General features: G+C 34.3%; 12 protein-coding genes. 9 read left to right on the top strand and 3 right to left on the bottom strand.

The annotated features are described in order from the left end of the window. The first annotated feature begins 294 nt into the window (after positions 1 to 294). On the top strand, positions 295 to 3,174 hold the full coding sequence (locus ACTJIW_RS09565; RefSeq protein ID WP_440714533.1) for a triple tyrosine motif-containing protein: 2,880 nt from the start codon (positions 295 to 297) through the stop codon (positions 3,172 to 3,174). Between the two features lie 34 nt (positions 3,175 to 3,208). Here ACTJIW_RS09565 and ACTJIW_RS09560 read toward each other — a convergent pair whose 3' ends face one another. Both ACTJIW_RS09560 and gldJ read right to left on the bottom strand, forming a co-directional pair. Continuing rightward, complete coding sequence (locus tag ACTJIW_RS09560; RefSeq protein WP_440714534.1) at positions 3,209 to 4,495, bottom strand: UDP-N-acetylmuramoyl-tripeptide--D-alanyl-D-alanine ligase; 1,287 nt, start codon at positions 4,493 to 4,495, stop codon at positions 3,209 to 3,211. 113 nt (positions 4,496 to 4,608) lie between these two features. After that, complete coding sequence (gldJ, locus tag ACTJIW_RS09555) at positions 4,609 to 6,294, bottom strand: gliding motility lipoprotein GldJ (protein WP_012023633.1); 1,686 nt, start codon at positions 6,292 to 6,294, stop codon at positions 4,609 to 4,611. 213 nt (positions 6,295 to 6,507) lie between these two features. Here gldJ and porU point away from each other — a divergent pair, with 213 nt between their 5' ends. The 6 genes from porU (at position 6,508) to ACTJIW_RS09525 (ending at position 16,896) form a co-directional block, all read left to right on the top strand. Then, positions 6,508 to 10,344, top strand: a complete 3,837-nt coding sequence (porU, locus tag ACTJIW_RS09550) for a type IX secretion system sortase PorU (protein WP_440714535.1) — start codon at positions 6,508 to 6,510, stop codon at positions 10,342 to 10,344. 41 nt (positions 10,345 to 10,385) lie between these two features. Beyond that, positions 10,386 to 11,594 (top strand): type IX secretion system outer membrane channel protein PorV, encoded by a 1,209-nt coding sequence (porV, locus tag ACTJIW_RS09545; RefSeq protein WP_440714536.1) that lies wholly within the window; start codon positions 10,386 to 10,388, stop codon positions 11,592 to 11,594. 75 nt (positions 11,595 to 11,669) lie between these two features. Beyond that, positions 11,670 to 12,152: a cytidine deaminase gene (gene cdd, locus ACTJIW_RS09540; protein ID WP_440714537.1), complete on the top strand. Its 483-nt coding sequence runs from the start codon at positions 11,670 to 11,672 to the stop codon at positions 12,150 to 12,152. 160 nt (positions 12,153 to 12,312) lie between these two features. Beyond that, positions 12,313 to 13,311: a pyruvate dehydrogenase (acetyl-transferring) E1 component subunit alpha gene (gene pdhA / locus ACTJIW_RS09535; protein ID WP_012023629.1), complete on the top strand. Its 999-nt coding sequence runs from the start codon at positions 12,313 to 12,315 to the stop codon at positions 13,309 to 13,311. Between the two features lie 5 nt (positions 13,312 to 13,316). Further along, positions 13,317 to 14,954: a 2-oxo acid dehydrogenase subunit E2 gene (locus ACTJIW_RS09530; protein WP_440714538.1), complete on the top strand. Its 1,638-nt coding sequence runs from the start codon at positions 13,317 to 13,319 to the stop codon at positions 14,952 to 14,954. Between the two features lie 94 nt (positions 14,955 to 15,048). Next, complete coding sequence (locus ACTJIW_RS09525; protein ID WP_440714539.1) at positions 15,049 to 16,896, top strand: leukotriene A4 hydrolase C-terminal domain-containing protein; 1,848 nt, start codon at positions 15,049 to 15,051, stop codon at positions 16,894 to 16,896. A 124-nt stretch (positions 16,897 to 17,020) separates the two neighbouring features. Here ACTJIW_RS09525 and ACTJIW_RS09520 read toward each other — a convergent pair whose 3' ends face one another. Beyond that, positions 17,021 to 18,265 (bottom strand): glycosyltransferase, encoded by a 1,245-nt coding sequence (locus ACTJIW_RS09520; protein WP_440714540.1) that lies wholly within the window; start codon positions 18,263 to 18,265, stop codon positions 17,021 to 17,023. 113 nt (positions 18,266 to 18,378) lie between these two features. Between ACTJIW_RS09520 and ACTJIW_RS09515 the strand changes: the two genes are divergently transcribed. Both ACTJIW_RS09515 and ACTJIW_RS09510 read left to right on the top strand, forming a co-directional pair. Further along, positions 18,379 to 18,960 carry a tRNA-(ms[2]io[6]A)-hydroxylase gene (locus ACTJIW_RS09515; RefSeq protein ID WP_012023625.1) on the top strand — a complete coding sequence of 194 codons (582 nt, stop codon included), beginning with the start codon at positions 18,379 to 18,381 and terminating at the stop codon, positions 18,958 to 18,960. A 49-nt stretch (positions 18,961 to 19,009) separates the two neighbouring features. Then, a complete protein-coding gene (locus tag ACTJIW_RS09510; RefSeq protein ID WP_440714541.1) occupies positions 19,010 to 21,769 on the top strand; it encodes a hypothetical protein in 2,760 nt (919 codons plus the stop codon). The last annotated feature ends 15 nt before the right edge of the window (positions 21,770 to 21,784 follow it).

Raw genomic sequence — 21,784 nt, 5'->3', positions numbered from 1 at the left:
TTAAATTTTTACTATTGGTAATTAAATTTCATTACAAAAACACATCAAACTAAATTTTTATACATTACAAAAACACATCATTTTTTTTGTAAAAAACTGATTTTTAATATTTTAAATAAAAAATATTGAATGTTATTAAAATGTTAATTACAAAAATAAACACTACATTTATTGAAAAACAATTATTTTAGCTTTTCTAGGAAAAAATCAAGAAAAAGTACTGATTAACAACACCGTTATTTAAGATTAAATCAAAAAACAAAACATTTCTTATAAAAATACTCTCATAAAATTATGAAATTCATAAAATCATTTTTTTTAACGTTTGTACTTATACATCTGTCAAATATGCTGTCTGGGCAGGTAAAAAATATTGGATTACCTCAAATAAAAAATTATAAAAGAACAGAATATAAAGGAGGAACTCAAAACTGGAATATAGATCAGGATAAAAATGGAAATATTTACTTTGCCAACAACAGCGGCTTGATTCAATTTGATGGATCAACCTGGCATAAATATTCTTTACCTAACGGAACTGCAATTAGAAGTGTTAAGATTGATTCAGACGGAAAAATTTTTGTGGGAGGAAATGATGAATTTGGATATTTTAACAGCGACCAAAATGGTGTTTTAAGGTATCATTCTCTTTCGAAGTTAATTGATAAAAGTACTAACAAGAATATCAATTTAATATGGAGAATACATATATATAAAGGAGAGGTAATTTTTCAGTCATTTACAAAAGTGTTTTTCTACAAAAACAATAAATTAAGACATATAAATGCTCCTAATAAATTTCAATTTTCATTTTTAGTAAATAATAAACTTTACTTTCAGGATAAAGTATTAGGAATTCTGGAATACAAAAACCAGAAACTAAAACCAATTGAAGGCTCAACTGTTTTTAATGATAAGGAAATATGGTCTGTATTTCCTCTTCCGAATAACAAACTATTAATGGCTACACTTGAAAAAGGACTTTTTGTTTCAGATGGGAAATCGGTTACGCCATGGAATACGGAAGCAAATGACTTCATCAAAAAAAACACATCACTGGGCGGATGTATAATTAAAAATAAATTTATAGTTTTAAATTCAGTTCTAAATGGATTTATCGTCTGCGATTTAAACGGAAAAATAATTCAGCATCTTAATCGTCAAAAAGGCCTTCAAAATAATACCATTTTAACTTCATTTGTAGACAATAAAAACAATCTCTGGCTTGGACTTGATAATGGAATTACATTTATCAATGAAAACTCTCCTTTTACTTTTTTCGATTACAGCTATAATATAGGAACTGTTTATTCATCGGTAATTTTTAATCAAAATTTATATGTAGCAACCAATCAGGGATTATTTTATCATCCTTGGAATAAATCATTTAAAGACGAACCTTTTAATAAAGTAGAAGGTACAATTGCTCAGGCCTGGAATGTTCAGGTAATAAACAATACTTTATTATGTGCCAGTAACAGCGGAGCCTTAGTAATAAACAACAATAAGGTGTCAAAAATTTTAGACACAAAAGGATATTTTGGTTTTAAAGCCATTCCCGGCCATGATAATTATATAATAGGTGAAAGCTATAATGGCTTTTCGATATTTAAAAACGGGCCAAACGGAATTGAATATGTTAATCAGGTAGAAGGCTTTGATGAAACGACAAACACATTTGAAATTGAATTAGATGAAAATTATCTATGGCTGAAAAAAGATCCATATTTATATCAAATGACGCTTTCCAGCGATTTAAAAAGATTTGATCATATCAAAAAACACACTCAAATTTCAGATAAATACAAAGGAATCGAAAGCTTACAGTATATAAATAGAAAAATTTACTTTCAGGCAAAAAATCATTTCTATAGATATTCTCAGGAACAAGAATCATTTTTTGAAGACAAAAAACTCAGCGCTTTATTCGAGAATATCCCAGTAATTAATACTCTGATCGAAGACTCAAATGGAAATCTTTGGTATTCATATAACGAATCGCTGGGAGTTTTATTAAAAAACAAAAATGGCAGCTTTACCCGAAACCAAGCCCCTTTTTCAAATCTTACCGGAAACCTTGTAAATAATTATATTTCAGTAAACACAATCGATCCAAGCAATATATTTATTGGATTAACAGACGGCTTAACACATTATGACTCAAAAATACCTAATTCGTTTATAACTAAACCAAAGGCTTTTATTGAAAGCTTTTCATTTCCAAAAGACACTATATTAATTGGAAATTTAAAAACTGTTTCTAAAGAATTCAGACTGCCATACAGTTCAAATCATGTTAAATTTACTTTTTCGTCTCCAACTTACGAAAATCAGGAAAATCTAATGTATTCTTATAAATTAGAACCATTTGATGACAGCTGGAGAAATTGGTCTACCGTGGCTATAAAAGAGTATACAAACTTAAGAGAAGGCAGCTATATTATGAAAATAAGAGCTAAAAACAGCTACGGAATCATTTCTGATATCAGCGAAGTAAAATTTACGATTTCACCTCCTTGGTACCGCCATTTTCTGGCGTATCTTTTATACTTCTTTTTGGTTATTGGGGCAGTTTATATTATATCTAACAGAATTCAATCTAAGATTAGAAAAAATAAATATTACGAAACTATTGAACAAAGAAGATTATACCTGGAAAAAGAATCCAAAATCAGGTACGAACAGCACGAACTTGAAAAAGAAATTGAAAAACTTAAAAACGACAAACTTCAAATAAAAATTCTGGCAAAGGATAAAGAATTAGTCAATAACTCATTACAAGTTGTTAAGAAAAACAAGGTCCTAAATGGCATTATCCACAAATTAAAAGACATTGATACCAACATCCTAGACGATTCGACAAAATTTGAGTTTAACAAATTACACAAAAGCATTGTAAAAGAAGTAAATACAGACAAAAGCTGGAAAGATCTTGAAAAACACATTAAGAATGTACATTTTGATTTCTTAAAGCGTTTAAAAGAGAAATATCCAACAATATCACCTAGAGAACTCGATTTATCGACTTATTTATTAATGAATATGTCCACAAAAGAAATTGCCGAAATTATGAATATTTCTGGCGGCGGTGTCGAGCTTGCCCGTTACCGACTTAGAAAAAAACTGGGGCTGAATAAGAAAGAAAACTTAATTGGTTTCTTGATGAGTATTTAAAAAAAAGATCCGACAGAAGTGTCGGATCTTTTTTTTATGAGATATAATCTAAAGTGCGTTCCAAAGCCATTCCTCTGGAGCCCTTTATCAAAATCGTATGATCTTTAAATTCAATTGTTTTTAGATAAGCTGCGAAAGCATCAAATGTTTCATAAAATTGAATATTTTCATTCGAAATCTTATTTTCATAAAATGATTTTCCAATCAAATAACATTTTGATTTATTCTGGTTAGATAGAGAATCTACAATAGCTTTATGCTCTTCATGGCTTTCATTTCCAAGTTCAAACATATCGCCCAGAATCATTATTTTATTTTGATTTTCTAATTGCAGAAAATTAGTAATAGCCACAGCCATACTGCTTGGATTTGCATTATATGCATCTAAAATAATCTCATTTGAACCTTTTTTTAGCAATTGAGACCTGTTATTTGCCGGAATATAATTCTCGATAGCTTCTTTTATTAAAGCATCTTCTACATTGAAATATTTCCCTATCGAAACTGCAGCGTTGATGTTATTCGCATTATATAGTCCAATTAAATGCGATTCTACTTTAAAATCTTCATATTCTATAACCACAAAAGGATTTGCCTGAATGTTTTTAATCTTTAAATCGGCAGATTCTTTGTTTACACCAAAAGTAAAGTTTTTAATTCCGGTTGATTTTTCTATCTGAATCGGATCTTCAAGATTTACAAAAACAGTTTTATTGTTTTTTAACAAATATTGATACATTTCACTTTTCCCTTCAATAACCCCCTGCACACCGCCAAAACCTTCTAAATGGGCTTTCCCGAAATTAGTTATGTAGCCATAATCAGGTTGGGCAATTTCGCATAAAAATTCTATTTCTTTTTTATGATTAGCACCCATTTCTACAATTCCAATTTCAGTTTCTTTTGTAAAAGAAAGCAGCGTTAACGGAACACCTATGTGATTATTCAGATTTCCAATAGTGGCTTTTGTTTTAAACTTCTTAGACAAAACGACATTAATAAGCTCTTTCGTCGTTGTTTTTCCATTGCTTCCTGTAAGCGCAACAATTGGAAGTTTTAAATAATTACGATGAAATTTCGACAGTTCCTGCAGTGTTTCTAGACTGTTATTAACTAAGATAGTTCTGTCGTCAATAAAATAAGATTCGTTATCTATAACAACGTATAATGCACCTAAATCCATTGCTTCTTTAGCAAAAGTATTTGCATCAAAATTTTCGCCTTTTATGGCAAAAAACATAGAACCTTTTTCAATTTTTCTAGTATCAATTGAAAGAGATTGGCATTTCAAAAACAAGTTATGAATTTCCTGAATATTCATTTAATATCTTTTTTATAGACTATAAAAGTAGAAAAAAGCAATAAAAAAATTCCAAATTCCGAACTGAAAATGCAGCTTTGGAATTTGGAATTTTTTATGAAATTTTCTTTATCTTAATTTCTTGGTGATTTTCTTCTTTCAGTTTTAGCACCTACTCTAGACATTGCACATCTGAAACCAATGTAATCAGTTGCCATATCCTGAGGGAAGTATCTTCTTTGAGCTGGATCTAACCAATAAGCTCTGTCTCTCCAAGAACCTCCTTTGTAAACTCTTACTTTATCATCGATTAAAGTTGTACGTTTACTAGAGTTATCATATTTTCTAATCATTTTACCTAAACTATCAGTAGTGATATTGTGCTTAGGAGAGTTGTACATTGCCTGATCAGCTTTTGATCCTGACTCAGAATCTCCAAAGTCAAAATATCTTGAAGATTGTTTGTCACCATCTCTGTAGTTGATATTATCACTTGTACTGAAGTTTGTTCTTAAGTAAGTTTCTTGTTCATCAACCGGAACCTGAGCAATTTCTCCAGGAAGGTTTCTTGCAACAACTTTACCATTACTTAAAGTGTCATACTTAATAGTTGCTGTAGAAACGATTTCAATTTTACCGTCTTTACCAATTTTGTTTTTAGCATATTGGTTACCTCTGTAGTAGTTGAAATCATTTGCTTCGTTATCAATAATAGGTCTGTAAACATCGGCAACCCATTCTGCAACGTTACCAGCCATGTCGTATAAACCGAAATCATTAGCTGCATAACTTTTCACAGCATTTGTGATATCAGCTCCGTCATCAGACCAACCTGCAATTCCACCGTAATCACCGTTTCCTTGTTTAAAGTTAGCCAATTGATCACCTCTGTTTTTACGTTTGTTAGAACGTGTGTAATCTCCAGACCAAGGATATTTCTTTTGTCCTTTGTAGATATTGTATTCTCTTTGTCCAACATCAGCTGCCGCTGCATATTCCCATTCTGCTTCAGTAGGAAGTCTGTATTCTGGTAAAATGATACCAGAAGAACGTTGTGCATATACGTTTTTCTCTTCAGGAACAACACCGTCTTTTCCAGCTTTTGGTCTTCTTCCGTTAGGGTTTTTCTTTAATACTAACTCTTCATTTCCACCATAAGTTGTAGATGGAGATGCAACGTAAGCTTCAGTGTTAAATAAACTTTCAGCAGTTACATCATTTGTTTTAGCACCTTTTTTAAGATAACCATTTTTCTCTAAAACAGCCTCGTTTACACGGTCTGTTCTCCATTTACTAAACTCAACAGCTTGAATCCAGTTAACACCAACTACAGGATAGTTAGCATAAGATGGGTGTCTTAAATAGTTGTTAGTCATCGTTTCGTTATAACCTAAACGATTTCTCCATACTAAAGTATCAGGAGATGCTCCTTCGTAAATATTTTTGTAATTTTCTTCTGTTGGCGGGAAAACTTTCTTTAACCACTCTAGGTATTCTAAGTACATACCATTAGTAACTTCGGTTTCATCCATGTAGAATGATTGAACGTGTTGTTGAGTTGGTGTGTTATTCCAATCGTGCATAACATCATCCTGTACTTTACCCATAGTAAACGTACCTCCTTCAACAAAAACTAATCCAGGTCCAGCCTGTTGTTTTTTCCCAGCATTTCTAGCAGCTGTTCCATTCTGACTATCTACATCCCAGCCAGTTGCTCTTGAAGCGTGACTCGAACTCGATTTTTTGCTACAACTAGCCGTGCCCAACATCAATACCATTGACATCATTAATTGCAAGACTACAATTTTGTTTACTTTCATACTCATTCTTAGGTGATAAATTTAGGTGCTGCAATATAATAATTAACATTTAATTAGCAACATCTGTTCTAATAATTTTATTTAGCTGTTTTTTACCAGAAAATAACCTATAGTTACGAACGCAAAAATATACTTTTTATTATTTACTGTAACATGAAATACTATATTTTTACTTACTAATTTTTTTTTGATTAAATTTCGTTTTTGAAACCAATGAAACAAGCCCTGATCGCATACTTTATACTACTGCCAATACTCTCATTTTCTCAGATAAATGGGAGCTTCACGATAGATTGGCAAAATAAAAAAGAGATAAATTACGGCGAGAGTAAAATCACAATTCCATACTTTTCAGGAGATGGTTTCCGCTTCGACATTACAAAAAAAAGCATAACATTACTGCTTAATCTGAACCAATCTAACATTTCAAACGGCAGTTTAGCTACGTTGACCAGTGTAAATTATGAAGCAGTTTCAAGAGCAGAATTAGGCGATTTACTACTTGAAAACATCCCCGATAAGCTTAATGAAACGTTAAAAATTACAAATTCGAGAGATATAAAGCAGGCTTTTCTGTTTCTTTCACCTATAATTAAAGAAGGCAGCAGCTTTAAACGTGTTAAGTCATTTTCATACTCAATTCAAAATACAACAGCCAGAACCAGCAGCTCTTCTACATTTCAAAAATCGGCTGCGATTTCAAATTCTGTTTTGGCTTCCGGTGATTGGTATCGCTTTTACATTGAGAAATCGGGCGTTTACAGAATTTCCAAATCTTTTTTACAAAGTCTGGGATTTGATCCAAGCAAAACTGATCCCAAAAGAATTAAAATTTACGGAAACGGCGGACGAATGCTCCCGCTGGCAAATAATGTTTATTATCCGGAAGATTTAGAAGAAAATGCCATCCAGATCATAGGCGAAAGCGATGGTGTGTTTAACAATGAAGATTATATCTTATTTTATGGTGAAGGAGTTGAAAATTGGGACTCTGAAAACCAAACCAATCTTAATTTATACGATACTAAATCCTATTATTATATAACCTCAGGCGGAAATGAAGGTAAAAGGATTTCTAACTTAAACCAACCTGCAGGAAACAGCACTTTAGAGCTAAACACGTTTGATGACTATCAATTTCACGAAATCGACCAGACCAATATCGCCCATCTGGGACGTCAATGGCTTGGTGAATCTTTTGACATCAACCAAGAACAGGAATTCAGCTTCAGTTTTCCTAATCTTGATACGACAGTACCTGTAAAAATCGAATTAAATGCAGCTTCTGCCGCTTTTACTACAACTTCATTTGGAGTTTCGGCAAACGGGCAAAATATCGGAACAATTAATATTGGAAGCATTACAGCCAATTCTGACATTAAATATTTAACCGAAAAACTTCCAAACAACACAACCTTTACTGGTGCAGAAACCATAAAAATTAAACTTACCTATAATAATAATGGTGTTCCGGGTTCAAAAGGTTATCTGGATTATATTAATCTTACTGCCAAAAGAAAACTGCTGGGAACAGGAAAACAATTTAAGTTTCAATACAATCTTGCAGGCTCAACTACCGGAATCGTAAATTATAGTTTTGGAAACGCTGCAGGAATTTCTCAAATTTGGGATATTACAGACCTATATAATGTATCAAAAATAGAAAATACAAATCAAGCCTCTTTTAGCTTTAAAGCTGCTTTAGGAGAAATTAGAAAATATATTGCCATTGATGCGTCTGACTATTATACTCCTTTAAAAGAAAATCAATCTAAAGTTACCAATCAAAATTTAAAAGGAACTATTTTTAGAAACAGCCAAAACAACTTTCAGGATATTGATTATGTAATTGTAACGCCAAGATCATTAAGTTCTCAAGCTGAAAGACTGGCAAATTTTCACCGCACAAATTCTAATTTAAATGTAAAAGTAATTTCGCTTGAAAACATCTATCAGGAATTTTCTTCGGGAAAACAGGATATTGCAGCTATTAGAAACTGCATTCGATACATATATAATAATGCTTCTTCTTCAGACAAAAGAATAAAATATTTAAACCTTTTTGGAGATGCTTCATTTGATTATAAAAACCGAATTGCAAATAACAATAATATTGTACCTATATATCAAGCCTTAAGAAGCAACTCTGTTGGCGAATCTGGATTTGCCTCTGATGATTTCTTTGGTCTTATGGATTCTAACGAAGGTGTTGTAGCTTTCCCTTTTGGCGGTATTGACATTGCCGTTGGAAGAATGTTAGTTTCAGACAATACACAGGCTCAGGAAATAGTCAATAAAGTTTTAGAATATCACGACGCAAAATCATACGGAAACTGGAAAAACAATGTCGTTTTAATAAGCGATGATTCTGACAGAGCTTCAGACGCCACGTTACAAACACGTCAAAATAATTTAGCTGATAAAATCTCAGCCGAAAAACCTTTTTTAAATGTCGATAAAATTCTTTTGGATTCTTATACTCAGGAAGCTTCTGCCGGAGGCGCTCGTTATCCAAAAGCCCGAACTGATTTTTTCAACGCATTCGAAAAAGGTGCATTAATCTTTAATTATCTGGGACACGGCGGTGAAGACGGTTTGGCAAGCGAAAGAATATGGGAAAAAGCAGATGGTCAAAACTTAAACAATCAATATAAATATCCGTTATTTATAACCATTACCTGCGAATTTTCAAGATTTGACGACCCTTCAAGACCTACTGCCGGAGAATATGTATTTTGGAATCCAAAAGGAGGCGCTATTTCTATGCTGACAACGATTCGCGAAATTGGTCAGTCTAATGCAGAAAATTTTAATGACATTCTAAACAAAAACCTGCTCTCGTACGGATCAAATCAATACAACAGCATTGCAGAATCTCTTAGAATATCTAAAAATGAAAGTCCGAGTTCATCAAGCAATGTTGTAGTATATCTTGGAGATCCTGCTTTAATGCTGGCGATTCCAAAACCCCGAATTAATTTAACGAAAATAAACGATATTGTGATTTCGCAGCCAATTCCTGACTTTAAATCATTGGCAAAAATTAAAATTTCAGGCGAAATTACAGATGAAAACAATGTTCTTTTAAGCAATTATAACGGCGAATTGGCAACAGCAATTTTCGACAAAATGATTACTTCTTCTACCTTAAATAATGATGGATATAGCCCTGCAATGTCATTTAAAACTTTGGGAGAAACCATATTTAGAGGAAACGCAACAGTAACCAATGGTCAGTTCGAATTTAGTTTTGTAGTTCCGAGAGACATACGCATACCGGTAGACAACGGCAGAATCAGCTTTTATTCAAAGAAAAACCAGGCTTTAGAAAATCAGTCGGGTTATAATACTGTTATTAAAATTGGAGGAATAAATGAAAATGCACCTCAGGACAATATAAGTCCGAAAGTTAAGTTATATATGAACGATGAAACATTTGTGTCTGGCGGCATTACAAATGCATCACCGTTTCTTCTAGCCTTTTTGGAAGACGAAAATGGTATTAATACTGCCAGCGGAATTGGTCATGATATTGTAGCTGTATTAGATGGCGATACCAGCAATCCTTATATTTTGAACGATTATTATCAAACAAAATTAGATGATTACACAAACGGAAATTTACGTTTCCCGCTGCGAAATTTATCTGCAGGACTGCACACTATAACCTTTACAGCATGGGATGTTTACAACAATCCCGTAACAAGTGAAATACAATTTGTGGTTGTAGGAGATGAAGAATTAACATTATCACACGTTCTTAATTATCCTAATCCTTTTTCAACTTACACCCAATTTTGGTTTTCACACAACAGACCGTATGAACCTTTAGATGTTCAGGTTCAGGTCATGACAATTACAGGAAAAATTGTCTGGACTAAAAATCAAATTATAACAACAGAAGGCTTTTTATCGAGAGAAATTACGTGGGACGGAAGGGATGATTTTGGCGACCGGATTGGAAAAGGAGTTTATATCTATAAACTTACTGTTAAATCTAATTTAACAAATAAAAAAGCAGAAAAATACGAAAAACTTGTCATTCTATAATATTGTATATATTTGTAACATAAATACCATTAAGCCCACAAATGAAAAAAATATCGCTTCTATTAATTTGCCTATTAATTACCACATTCGCAAAAGCCCAAGATATTGAGCGCCCTATCACAACTGGAGTACCATTTTTATTAGTAGCAGCCGATGCGAGAGCAGCTGGTTTAGGAGACCAGGGTGTTGCAACTTCTTCAGATGTTTTTTCTCAACAATGGAATCCTGCCAAATATGCTTTTGCAGAAGATGCGCAGGGACTTTCTATCAGCTACACTCCTTATTTAACAGATCTTGCCAATGATATTTCTCTTGGTCAGGTTACGTATTACAACAAAATTAATGACCGAAGCGCCTTTGCTGGTAGTTTCCGTTATTTTGGTTTTGGAGGAATTGAACTGAGACAAACCGGAGATCCTAACGAACCTACAAGAGAAGTAAATCCAAATGAATTTGCTCTTGACGGATCTTATTCATTAAAATTAAGCGAAACATTCTCTATGGCTGTTGCAGCAAGATATATTCGCTCTAATTTAAAAGTAGCAACCGAAGAAATTGATGCATCAGCAGCAGGTTCTTTTGCTGTAGATGTTGCCGGATTTTATCAATCAGAAGAAATCGCTTATTCTGACTTTAATGGTAGATGGAGAGCTGGTTTCAATATCCAGAATTTAGGACCAAAAATAAGCTACGACCATGACGATTTAAGCGCCAACTTTTTACCGGCTAATTTAAGAATTGGTGGAGGTTTTGATTTTATTTTTGATGATTACAACAAACTTGGAGTAAGCCTTGAACTTACAAAACTTTTAGTACCAACTCCTCCGGGACCTGGAACACCTTACGATGCTAACGGAGACGGTGACTTTACTGATCCGGGTGATATTTCACAGACTCAGGCTGACGAAGCAAACTATAAAAAATACAAAGATATTGGCTGGGTATCCGGAATTTTCAAATCTTTTGGAGATGCTCCGGGCGGATTCAGCGAAGAATTAAAAGAAATCACCTATAGCGCTGCTGCAGAATATATGTATCAGGATGCTTTTGCAATGCGTTTAGGATATTACCACGAAAGCCCTATGAAAGGAGCTAAACAATTCTTCTCTCTGGGAGCAGGATTTAAATACAGCATGATAAAAGTTGATGTTTCATACTTATTCTCTGCATCAAAAGTTAAAAATCCTTTAGAAAATACACTTCGTTTCTCTTTAACCTTTAACTTTGGCGACAAATACGAAACGTACTAAATAAAAAACATAAAGAAAACTAACAATCCAAATTTCTGCATTTTAGAAATTTGGATTTTTTTTCCTCAAAATAAAATGAAAGAAATAAGCATTACATCGTCATTCACTATTTACGACACCATCAATGAGCTTTCTCAGGATGTTCAGGATTTAATGAATCAAGCCATCGAAATTCGTAAAAAAGCATACGCTCCCTATTCAAAATTTAGAGTTGGAGCCGCCTTACTTCTCGATAATGGAAAAGTAATTCTAGGATCTAATCAGGAAAACGCCGCATATCCGTCAGGTTTATGTGCAGAAAGGACAGCCATTTTTTATGCCGGAAGTATTTATCCCGAAGCTAAAATTTTAAAAATGGCAATTACTGCAGCTTCAGACACAAATCAAACTCAGGCTCCAATTCCGCCGTGCGGTTCTTGCCGTCAGTCAATTGCAGAATATGAAATCAAACAAGACACCTCTATCGAAATTTATTTTATGGGCGAAATAGGTGAAGTTTATAAATCAGCATCCCTAAAAAATTTACTGCCTTTTATGTTTGATAAAAAGTTCTTGTAAAAAAAAGCCAAAAAGTATCGTTTTAATTTTAGTTCTTAAATGTAATGTCTTATTTTTGCATCCCGACCTTTCGGGCGCAAATTTGTGGGAGGAAACTATTTTGCGTTACAGGCAACAATAATCGATAACACAAACAACTTTAGCAAAAGAAAGAATTCAGATGAAAGAAGTTACAAAAGAGGTATATTTAAAGTGGTATGAGGACATGCTGCTTTGGAGAAAGTTTGAAGACAAACTTGCAGCATTATACATTCAACAAAAAGTTAGAGGTTTTCTACACTTATATAATGGTCAGGAAGCTGTATTAGCGGGTGCACTGCACGCTATGGACTTGACTAAAGACAAAATGATTACTGCTTACAGAAACCACGTTCAGCCAATTGGTATGGGAGTTGATCCTAGAAACGTAATGGCTGAGCTTTTAGGAAAAGCAACTGGAACTTCTAAAGGCATGGGAGGTTCAATGCACATTTTCTCTAAAGAACATGGTTTTTACGGTGGACACGGAATCGTAGGAGCTCAAATTCCTGTAGGAGCTGGTATTGCTTTTGCAGATAAATATTTCAACACTGGCGGTGTTACCATGACTTACTTTGGTGACGGAGCTGCTAGACAAGGTTCTCTTCACGAAGCTTTCAACATGGCTATGTTATGGAAACTTCCAGTTGTATTTATCGTTGAAAACAATGGTTATGCAATGGGAACTTCTGTAGAAAGAACTGCAAACCACACTGACATCTGGAAATTAGGTTTAGGTTATGAAATGCCTTGCGGACCTGTTGACGGAATGAACCCTGTAAAAGTTGCCGAAGCAATGCACGAAGCTATCGAAAGAGCTCGCCGCGGAGACGGACCAACTTTCCTTGAAATGAAAACGTACCGTTACAGAGGACACTCTATGTCTGATGCACAATTATACCGTTCTAAAGAAGAGGTTGAAGAGTACAAAAAAATCGACCCAATTACGCAGGTTCTTGACGTAATCTTGGATCAAAAATATGCTACAGCAGAAGAAATTGAAGTAATTGACCAAAGAGTTAAAGACTTAGTTGAAGAGTGTGCGAAATTCGCTGAAGAATCTCCATACCCAGACTTACAACAATTATACGATGTAGTATACGCACAAGAAGACTATCCATTTACACCTCATAAATTATAAGAATTATGGCAATTAAAGTAACTATGCCTCGTTTGAGCGATACAATGACGGAAGGAACGGTAGCAACTTGGCTTAAAAAAGTAGGCGACAAAGTAAGCGAAGGTGATATCTTAGCTGAAATCGAAACAGACAAAGCAACAATGGAGTTCGAATCTTTTAACGAAGGAACTCTTTTACATATCGGAATTCAAGCTGGAGAAACTGCTCCGGTTGACTCATTATTAGCAATCATTGGTAAAGAAGGAGAAGATATTTCTGCCCTTTTAGCTGGTGGTGACGCTCCAGCTGCCGAAGCTCCAAAAGCGGATGCTCCTGCTGCTGAAGCAAAAACTGAAACTGCTGCTCCTGCAAAAGCAGCTGAATTACCAAAAGGAGTTGTAGTTGTAACTATGCCTCGTTTGAGTGATACAATGACTGAAGGTACTGTAGCAACTTGGTTGAAAAAAGTTGGTGATACAGTAGCTGAAGGAGATATTTTAGCAGAAATTGAAACAGACAAAGCTACTATGGAGTTTGAGTCTTTCAATGCCGGAACATTATTATACATAGGAATTCAGGAAGGAAATACTGCACCAGTTGACAGCTTATTAGCTATCATTGGACCTGCAGGAACTGACATCTCTGGAATTGCTGAAAATTATACTGCCGGAGGCGCTGCAACCGCAAGTGCTCCTGCTGCAGAAGAAAAAGCTGCACCTGCTGCTGAAAAAGCACCAGAAGCTGCTGCTGAAACTTCAAACGGAGGAAGAATTTTAGCTTCACCTTTAGCTAAGAAAATCGCTTCTGACAAAGGAATCCAATTAAGCCAGGTTAAAGGATCTGGAGAAAACGGACGTATCGTAAAAAGCGATATCGAGAACTTTACTCCATCTGCTCAAGCACAAACTGCTGCTTCTGCACCTGCTGCTAAACAAGAAGCATCTGCTCCTGCTGCACCAAAAGTTTTTGTTCCTGCCGGAGAAGTTTACACAGAAGAGATCAAAAACTCTCAAATGCGTAAAATCATTGCAAAACGTCTTTCAGAATCTTTATTCACTGCGCCTCACTACAACTTAGTGATCGAAGTAAGCATGGACGAAGCAATGCAGGCAAGAGCTGCTATCAACAGCGTTCCGGATACAAAAGTATCTTTCAACGACATGGTAATTAAAGCTTGTGCTTTAGCATTGAAAAAACACCCAAAAATCAACTCTACTTGGAAAGAAGATGCTATCATCATCAACCACCATGTAAACATTGGTGTTGCTGTAGCTGTTGAAGACGGATTAGTAGTTCCTGTATTGAAATTTACTGACGCAATGAGTTTATCTCAAATTGGCGGTTCAGTAAGAGATCTTGCCGGAAGAGCTAAAAACAAAAAATTGGGACCACAAGAAATGGAAGGAAGTACTTTTACAGTATCTAACCTTGGTATGTTTGGTATTACTGAATTTAATTCAATTATCAACCAGCCAAACTCTGCAATCCTTTCTGTAGGTGCAATTGTTGAGAAACCAGTAGTTAAAAACGGTCAAATCGTAGTTGGAAACACAATGATGTTATCATTAGCTTGCGACCACAGAACAATTGACGGAGCAACTGGAGCTCAGTTCTTACAAACATTAAAACAATACATCGAAAGCCCGGTTACTATGCTGGCGTAATCTTTGTTAATTTTATAATTAAATCCCGTCCCGAAGTTTTTCGGGACGGGATTTTTTATTTAATTTCCCTCTTCAAATCCAATAACTTCACAAAATGAAAAAACTAACCTTTCTAATCTTATTTCTTACAGCAATTGCCTGCCAGAAAAAAGAACAAACAGAAAAAACAACAGTTGTTACAGATGAACACAGCTACTCTAAACCAGAACTTGCAGTAGTAAAGCATCTTGATCTTGACATTAAAGTTGATTTTGATACACAGACAATTTCAGGAAAAGCTTCCTGGACTATTGACAATATCAGTAAAGGAAATGAAATTATTTTCGACGAAAACACACTAAACATTACCAAAGTAACTTTAGGCGACGACGAAAAAGAAACCAAATTCGAACTTGGAAAAGATGTTGAGTTTCACGGAAAACCACTTCATGTTACAATCGAACCAAATACAACCAAAGTAAATATCTATTACAGCACAACTAAAGATGCTGTTGCATTACAATGGTTAACACCTGCACAAACTGCAGACAAAAAGAAACCTTTTCTATTCTCACAAGGAGAAAGCGTTTGGTCAAGAACGTGGATTCCTTGTCAGGATTCACCGGGAATTCGTTTTACCTACAATGCAAAAGTTACCGTTCCTAAAGATTTGTTAGCTGTAATGAGCGCTGTAAATCCGCAGAAAAAAAACGACACAGGAGTTTATACTTTTAAACAAGACAAAGCAATTCCATCTTACTTAATGGCAATTGCAGTTGGAGATATCGAATTTCAGGCAATCGACAACAGAACCGGAGTTTATGCAGAACCATCAATGCTGAAAAAATCGGCATGGGAATTTGCCGAACTTGGAAAAATGGTGGTTGCGGCCGAAAAATTATACGGACCTTACCGTTGGGGACGTTACGATGTTTTAGTTTTACCTCCAAGTTTCCCTTACGGCGGTATGGAAAACCCAAACTTAACATTCTTAACTCCTGGAGTAATTGCAGGAGATCGATCTCTAACGAGTTTATTAGCACACGAATTAGGCCACAGCTGGAGCGGAAACCTGGTTACAAATGCAACTTGGGATGATATTTGGTTAAACGAAGGTTTTACAACTTATGTAGAACACCGTATTGGAGAAGCTATTTTTGGCAAAAAAGAATTTGAAATGCAAAACGTTATCACACGCAAAGAACTTGTTGATAATGTAGCCGAATATGGCGATACAAATCCAGACACCAGACTTAAAGTTTCGCTGACAGGAAGAAATCCTGACGACGGAATCAGCATGATCCCTTATGTAAAAGGTTATGCGTTTTTAAGAGTTATTGAAGATGCGGTAGGCCGTGAAAAATTTGACGTTTTCATTAAAAATTATTTTGATGCACACGCTTTCAAATCAATCACAACAGAAGATTTCGTAAAATACATCAACGAAAACCTTATCAAAGGCGACAAAGCACTGGCTGATAAAATAAAACTGGAAGACTGGATTTACAAACCAGGAATTCCATCAAACATAACTCCTGTAAGTTCTGCTGATTTTGACGCTATTGACACTATCCAAAAAAGCTGGAGAGAAACCGGTGTTGCAGGTTTAAGCAAAAAAATCACTACAACAGCCGAAAAACAACATTTTATTGATCATCTCCCTGATGATATTACGGCAAAAGAAATGGAAGCGATTGACAAAGAATTCAATTTTACAAACGGAGGTAATTTCATCATTAAACGTCAGTGGTTTGTTCAGGCAATCCGCCATCAATACAAAGCTGCAAATCCAGCAATTGAACAATTTTTAATTGGAAGCAGCAGAACCGGATCTGTAATGATGCTGTATAAAGAAATGGCCAAAACTCCAGAAGGAAAAACTTGGGCAAAACAAATTTTTGACAAAGCAAAATCTGGATATCACGCTACAACAATTCAGGCTTTTGAAAGCGTTGTGAAATAGTTTCCAGTCTCAGTATTCAGTCGCAGTTCTCAGCCCTAAGACCACATCTAACTGTTCACTGTGACTGAATACTGTGACTAAAACAAAAGCTAAAAAAAACCGATTACTTTGTAATCGGTTTTTTTTAGCTTTTGTTTTTAGCTTCAATCCATTTAGACATATACATTGTACTTTTATAAGCATGATGCTGCAATAAATTGCCCATAAAATTATGAAGGCGGTGGCTTTTAGAATCTGTCAGCAGAGAATTTACTATTGCAGTTAATTTACCTGAATAATGGCTTTTTTGATAACATTCATTGATAATCACAACGCCATTTTTTTGAGATTCTTTCCAAAGATTTTCATCCTGATAAAGTGTAATTGCTTTTTTTGAAAACTGCTCTGGATCATTTTCAACAATTCCATTCCAAGGCAAAACATCGTGCATAGCTTCAGAACCAATTGTTGTGGTTACACTTGGAGTTCCGCACTGCATCGCTTCTAACAATTTCCCTTTTAAACCTGCCCCAAAACGAATTGGCGCCAGAACAACCCGAGCCTTTTTCACTACTTTATTTGCATCTTCTGCCCTTCCCATAATAAAAAATCCGTTTTTGGGCTGATGCAATTGTAATACTTTTTGCGACGGATAAGCACCGTAAACCTCCAAAACAGCTTCCGAAAAATCTTTTTTGATTAAAGGCCAGATTGCTTCTTTTAAATACTGAACTGTATTCCAATTTGGTTCATGAAGAAAATTACCAATGAAAACAAAATTTTTCCGATCTTCAAATGAAGGTAATTTTAAAAGATCATTATCAGAGATTTTATCAACTAAAAAAGGAAGATAAAAAAGCAAATCTCTGTTTATTCTAAAAACATCTTCCAGAATATCCATTTCAAATTCAGAAATAATAAGAGATAAATCACACCTCAAAATACTGGCAATTTCTCGTTTTGCCACTTCTTCAGACAACAAATCGTGTATTTCAAATTTTCTGTTTTCTTTAAAAGCTTTCTGCCTTGCTGTTCGCAGACAATGCAAATCTTCTGTATCTAAAATCCGGATTGCATTTGGGCACCTTTCCGTCACTCTCCAGCCAAATTGTTCTTCGATCATAAAACGATCAAACAATACAACATTAGGATTTAATGCAACTATAAAATCATCGAAACTGGCAGAATTGAGCTCAATACTTTTCTTTGCTATTCCAAATTCAGATAAATCAACCATAAAATCACTGTCTAGAGCTGCACTTGCAAACGTAATTTCAAAACCATTTTCTTTAAAAATAGAAATCAGCTGCATCATCCTTCCGCCTGCTGCAGAAGAATTTGGCTCAGGCCAGACGAATCCAATTATGAGAAGTTTTTTTATCTGATTCATTGTAATTTATTTCAACTTACAAAATAATGCTTTTTTCGGCGCAATCCCGCGGCATTTCCTGATTTTTAGTAATAAAAAACACTAATTTTGCAGGAATAAAATGTTGGGAAATTATGTTGGGATTAAAATTAGCTACAGACCCTCGCTGGGTTAATATTGTAGAGTCGAATATTGAAGAAATTTTGACAGATCATGCGTGGTGCGAACAAAAAGCGGCTTCAAACGCCATTAGCATTGTAACCTATAATTCTGAAATAGAAGAATTAGTAACCGAAATGCTTATTATCGCCAGAGAAGAACTCGAACATTTTCAAATGGTTCATAATATTATAAAAGAACGAGGTCTTACTTTAGGGCGCGAACGAAAAGACCATTATGTAAATGAGCTTTTTAAATTCATGAAGAAAGACGGAAGCCGACGTGATGCACTCAGCGACCGATTATTATTCTCTGCCATGATCGAAGCCAGAAGCTGTGAGCGTTTTAAAGTACTTTCAGAAAATATTAAAGACGAAAAATTAGCTAAATTTTACCGCGATTTAATGATTTCTGAGGCCGGACATTATACTACTTTTTTAGGTTTTGCCAGAAAATACCAAGATAATATCGACATCGACAAACGATGGAAAGAATGGATTGAATATGAAGGTTCTATTATTACCAATTATGGTAAAAAAGAAACCGTTCACGGATAAATTACGCCCTTTTTTACTCTATTTTTTTATTTAAACACCACAAATTGCTATGCAAAAAAGTAAATCCAGGTCAATCGTATTTAAAATTGCGAAGTATTTAGGGATAACTTTCGCTGTTATTTTAGCACTATTATTTTTAACGCCAATTGTTTTTGAAGATCAAATTAAAGAACAGATCAAAAAAACAGCTAACGAAAGACTGAGCGCAGAACTTAATTATTCTGATGTGTCAGTTTCGTTTTTTCGTCATTTTCCATCACTGACTTTAACCTTAGATAATTTAAGCCTTAATGGTTCTGCACCATACAAAAACGAAAAATTCATTACCGCAAAAGAGGTTTCTTTTGGGATAAATGTGGCGAGTTTAATTTTCAGCAAATCGGTAAAAATTGATCAGATTTATTTATCTGATTCTTTTATAAATGTAAAAGTGAATCCAAACGGACAAGCCAATTACAATATTTATAAATCACAAGCCAAAGCCGCAGAAACCAAAGACAGTACTGATACCGCATTAAAACTGGAGCGAATTGAGATTTTAAACAGTAAAATTATTTACGACGATCAGTCAACAAAAGTGCATTTTGATGCGTTTGGTTTTAATTATTTAGGAAAAGGCGATTTAAACAAAGCCGTTTTCGATTTATACTCAAAAGCTAAAATTGAAAAATTAAATATTGTTTATGAAAACGAACCGTATTTAATGAATAAAAAAGTAGATGCTGACTTAATTACAAAAGTCAACATCAACTCCCTTTCTTTCTTCTTCCAGCAAAACAACTTAAAAATCAATCAGCTTTTGGTCGATTTTAAAGGGAAATTCGACATTTTGAAAGATGGTTATAATATGGATTTTGTTATAAAATCTGACAACAGCGATTTGTATGATGTATTTACCGCTTTTCCGCCAAAATACATTACATGGCTTTCTAAAACAGAATTAAAAGGAAATACAAACCTTCTTTTAACACTAAAAGGAAATTACATCACATCTCAAAATATTGCTCCGGATTTGAATCTGGATGTTAAAATTGATAATGGATTTGTAAATTATAATAAAAGCCCATTCCCGGTTTCTAATTTAAATTTAGACATTAAAACAAAAGTTCCATCTTTAAATCCGGACCTTTTAACGGTTGATGCTAAAAACCTGTCTTTAAACATCAATCAGGATTATTTAAAATCTAAATTCTTTGTAAAAGGCATAAACACACCTGAAATCAATGCCGATTTTAAAGCCAAAATTAATCTCGAAAAACTAACAAAAGCATTAGGTATTCCAGATGTTGAATTAAAAGGATCTTTGGCCGGAGATATTCAGGCGAATGGAAAATTCGACCAAAAAAACAAACTTTTCCCGGTTACCAAAGGTGTTTTTGACTTAGAAAACGGTTATCTTAAAACAAAATATTATCCAAACCCTATTACCAATATTACTATTAAATCTAAAATCGATAACCAAAAGGGAACTTTTGAAGATTTAAAAATCAAACTAAAACCAGCTCAGTTTACTTTTGAAGGAAAACCTGTTTTTGTAGAAGCTGATTTGAGTGATTTTAATGATTTAGCATACGATATTAAGGCAAAAGGAGAATTGGACGTTAACCGAATTTATAAAGTTTTCTCTCAAAAAGGACTTGATTTAGACGGTTTCATTAAAGCCGATTTAGTTTTAAAAGGAAAACAAAGCGATGCCGAAAAAGGAAATTACAGCAAATTATACAATAAAGGAACGCTTGAGCTGCGAAATATTGGCGTAGCATCTGAATATCTTCCTAAAAAATTCATTATCAAAGAAGGTATTTTCAAAATCAATCAGGATAAAATGTCTTTTAATAATTTCCTGGCTGCATACGGACAATCTGATTTTAAAATGAATGGCTATTTACAAAATGTTTTTAACTATGCAACCACAAATACAGGTGTTTTAAAAGGCTCTTTTAAAGTTTCGGCGCGATACATCAATGTAGATGAATTCATGTCGCAGACATCAGAAAATACTTCGGCAACAAAAGCTCCAGCTCCAAAAGCAGAAACAAAAACCGAACCTGAGCAAACTGGCGTTATTATTATTCCAACAAACCTGAATCTGCAATTATTAGCTAATGCTCAAAAAGTAAATTTTGACAAGCTGAACCTTCAAAATGCAACCGGTTATTTAACTATGAACAAAGGTAAATTGACGATGCAAAATACAGGTTTTAACTTAATTGGCTGCAATGTAGCCATGAATGCCAATTATCAGGCCGTAACACCGCAAAAAGCAAATTTTGATTATGCTGTAAAAGCATCAGATTTTGATATTAAACGAGCTTACAATGAAATTGAAGTTTTTAGAAAAATGGCAAGCGCTGCAGAAAAAGCCCAGGGAATTGTTTCTTTAGATTATAAATTAAAAGGCCGTTTAAACGGAAATATGGAACCTGTTTATCCTTCACTTGTTGGCGGCGGCGTACTTTCTGTAAAAGATGTAAAAGTTCGCGGTTTGAAAATGTTTAATGCTGTAAGCAAACAAACAAGTTCTGAATCAATGAAAAATCCTGATGTATCAAAAGTAGATATCAAAAGTACGGTTAAGAACAACATCATTACTGTAGAACGCTTTAAATTTAAATTTGCAGGCTTTAGACCCAGAATTGAAGGAACAACAAGTTTAGACGGAAAACTGAACTTAAAAATGCGTTTAGGACTTCCGCCGCTTGGTATATTTGGAATTCCGTTAACTGTTACAGGAACACAGGACAATCCTAAAGTAAAAGTAGGCCGTAAAACAGAAGATCTGGAAGAAACAAAAGATACTGAAAATTAGATATTTTTAGCACAA

This window comes from Flavobacterium sp. 22659 (genome assembly GCF_052044235.1).
In the GTDB taxonomy this organism is placed as follows: domain Bacteria; phylum Bacteroidota; class Bacteroidia; order Flavobacteriales; family Flavobacteriaceae; genus Flavobacterium; species Flavobacterium johnsoniae.
Note: the sequence above shows the minus strand (reverse complement) of the source record. Positions and strands in the feature narration are given on the sequence as shown.